Source organism: Bradyrhizobium sp. BR13661, from assembly GCF_029892425.1.
Taxonomy (GTDB): Bacteria; Pseudomonadota; Alphaproteobacteria; order Rhizobiales; family Xanthobacteraceae; genus Bradyrhizobium.
Genome location: NZ_JARXWB010000078.1, coordinates 1 through 2,410 on the forward strand (window position 1 = coordinate 1; position 2,410 = coordinate 2,410).

Below are 2,410 nucleotides of genomic sequence, written 5' to 3' on the forward strand. Positions count from 1 at the left end.
GGCTGTACAGAGGATGGTGGGGGTCTCGAACTTCGACCACCTCCGGAAATGATTCGTCAGATTCACTATTAGGGACATTCCTCAATCCCCTCGCTTGAAGGCATCGACTGGCGGCTGCCACAACGGACGTGGCGTCCACAGGCGGCGGGCTGAACGCGACATTGTGAATCAGTGCGCGATCGAGGGGTCACAAGTGCCGGCCGCAAGGCGTGGCTGTTCGCAGGTTCCGATCGCGGAGGGCAACGCGCCGCCGTGATGTTCACGCTGATCCAGACCGCCAAGCTCAACGATGTCGATCCGCAGGCCTGGCTTGCCGACGTGCTCGCCCGGATCGCCGATCACAAGATCACCGATCTGGCTGCGCTATTGCCCTGGAATTGGAGCCACCCGATCCGGGTCGACCACGCCGCCTGACCTGCCGGCGTCAGTTTCCGACCGCCCCGCGGCCTTGAGCGGATGCTTACTTCTGAACTGCGGGATTGGGCGAACGAAGCACCATGGATACGAGGTGCCAATGATCTGCTCGATTGGCAACTCCGCATTGACGCGGCGCGAGTAGATCGAGAGACAAGTTCCTAAAGTTGGAAAGCGACTTTCGGTTTTCGAAAAGCTCTTTCATGCCTGACCAGGTTGATGAGGTCCGCAGAGTCTTCCGGGTCGTGAATCGTGAAGGAGGGATCCAGGCCAATTTGTTCGGCGTACTCGCGCAGCAGCGGGGCTGCCGTCCGCGCAATTGTGTCCACGATTTAGCACCGCAAGGTACTGCTGCATGCATTGTCAAGCCGCCGCATCATTACGACCGCGTGATCATCATCTGCGGTCGCTTACAAAAGAGCTGCTCATCTGTCGCACCACTTGGCTCATTTGTCACAGTTTGACCCCCTTCCGAAATTGTTAATATAGGCTGGCGGTGCCAGGTGGTAACGCAAAAAAACTGGCCGAACTCAGAACGCTATTCTTAGCGAATTCGGCATCAAAGGAGAAACTGAAGTGCGCAAGATCATTGTAGCCGCGGGGTTTGTAGCCATGGCGTTCACAGCATTGCCGGCATCCGCTCATCATCCAAATCCTCCCTACGATTATCCCTACTGCCTACAAGGCGAAGACTACGGCGTCCCGGGGTTGTGTCATTTCACAAGCTACCAGCAGTGCATAGCGACGGCATCCGGGCAGACTGCGTATTGTGGGCGGAACCCTCGATCAGCGTACGGATGGGATGCGTTGAAGCCTCACAGCAACGGTCACCACTCGTCCGCACTGACAAGGTGATCGAGTGAGCGTGGCTTGTTGACCACAAACTGGCGGTTCGAGGTCGGGCAGAGCATGTACGCTCTGCCCATGGCATTTCAGAACATCCACCTGACTGCTCATAGTCCACTTCGATGCCGAGATACTGTGCGGTTTCCGTTGCGCCGCCGCGCTCGATCTCGAACAGGGCGTCAATGCGTCACATTTGTGTCGTCGCGATGCAGGCGCTCGGCACCGAGCACATGCACCTCGATCAAGGCGTGTAGCGGCTGCAGAACGGTCGTGCAGGCGCCGACCAGAGCGGCCAGCGTCGACAAGCTCAGATCGGCGCCTTCCCGCGCATAGCGCTCGCTCTGCCGGTTCAAGGGCTGATGCATGCCGAACTTCTCGAACAGGATCACCGCCAGCAGGTTCGGCCCGGCGAAGCCGCGCGGCGTCACGTGGAACGGCGCCGGAGGCTGGGCGATCGTCTCGCAGGCCCGGCACCTGAACTTCTCGCGCACGGTCTGAATCACCTTCCACTACCGCGGAACCATCTGCAGCGTCTCGGTGATGTCTTCGCCAAGCTTCGACAGCCTGCCCGAGCCGCAGCAAGGACAGTTGGGCCGGCGCCGGGATCACGACGCGCTCGCGCGGCAGGTGAAGCGCTCGAGAAACGGGATGGCGCTCGGAAGATGCGGAGATCGATGCTGTATGCCGGATCAAGTTGGCGTTTTCGGGTGATCCGGAACGGCGTTTTCGTGAAGGGGACGTTTTCCGCAGGATGTTCGAGCGGGTCGTCGAAGCGTGCATTGCCGCGGGTGGGGAAGGCTTTGCGGTCGACGCGAGCCTGGTCCAGGCAGATGCCAACAAGCAGCGCTCGATTGCGGTGCAGGACTGGCGCGCAGAGACCGTGATCCGTCTTGCCGCGCAGTGAAGGAGTCTCTGGCGACCTCGATGATACGGCATGGGGCGCCCAGCGACGTCGCCATCCGACCCGGCGGCTCAGTGGACCGCCAATTAGCTTAGCCGGTTGCAACAGCTCGATGAATGCCGCATAAGTTATTGATACTATTCGCATAACATAGATTATGGAATTTCCATGCGGTTTGATTTCTGTAGCTTTTTTGGTCCAAGCGGCTGATTAGACCTCGGCAAATGTTCCTGTTGAAACGCGGTTTGG

The 2,410-nt window shown here is 59.2% G+C and carries 2 protein-coding genes and 3 pseudogenes; 3 read left to right on the top strand and 2 right to left on the bottom strand.

Translation table 11 applies throughout. The features are described from left to right. Positions 1-192 precede the first annotated feature (192 nt). Positions 193-414 (top strand): annotated as a pseudogene (locus M2427_RS41965) (transposase domain-containing protein); the annotation flags it as partial. A gap of 78 nt (positions 415-492) precedes the next feature. On the opposite strand, the pseudogene M2427_RS41970 reads toward M2427_RS41965, so the two are convergent. Next, a pseudogene (locus M2427_RS41970) lies at positions 493-713 on the bottom strand (ATP-dependent helicase); the annotation flags it as partial. A 277-nt stretch (positions 714-990) separates the two neighbouring features. Between M2427_RS41970 and M2427_RS41975 the strand changes: the two are divergent. Beyond that, positions 991-1,269 (top strand): DUF3551 domain-containing protein, encoded by a 279-nt coding sequence (locus M2427_RS41975; protein WP_280712557.1) that lies wholly within the window; start codon positions 991-993, stop codon positions 1,267-1,269. A 179-nt stretch (positions 1,270-1,448) separates the two neighbouring features. On the opposite strand, the pseudogene M2427_RS41980 reads toward M2427_RS41975, so the two are convergent. Next, positions 1,449-1,890 (bottom strand): annotated as a pseudogene (locus M2427_RS41980) (transposase); the annotation flags it as partial. A gap of 121 nt (positions 1,891-2,011) precedes the next feature. On the opposite strand from M2427_RS41980, the gene M2427_RS41985 reads away from it, so the two are divergent. Then, complete coding sequence (locus tag M2427_RS41985) at positions 2,012-2,164, top strand: hypothetical protein (RefSeq protein ID WP_280712559.1); 153 nt, start codon at positions 2,012-2,014, stop codon at positions 2,162-2,164. Positions 2,165-2,410 lie beyond the last annotated feature (246 nt).

Excerpts from the sequence above, each read along its gene's own strand:
- M2427_RS41985 (WP_280712559.1), top strand. The coding sequence starts at position 2,012 with ATGTTCGAGCGGGTCGTCGAAGCGTGCATTGCCGCGGGTGGGGAAGGC.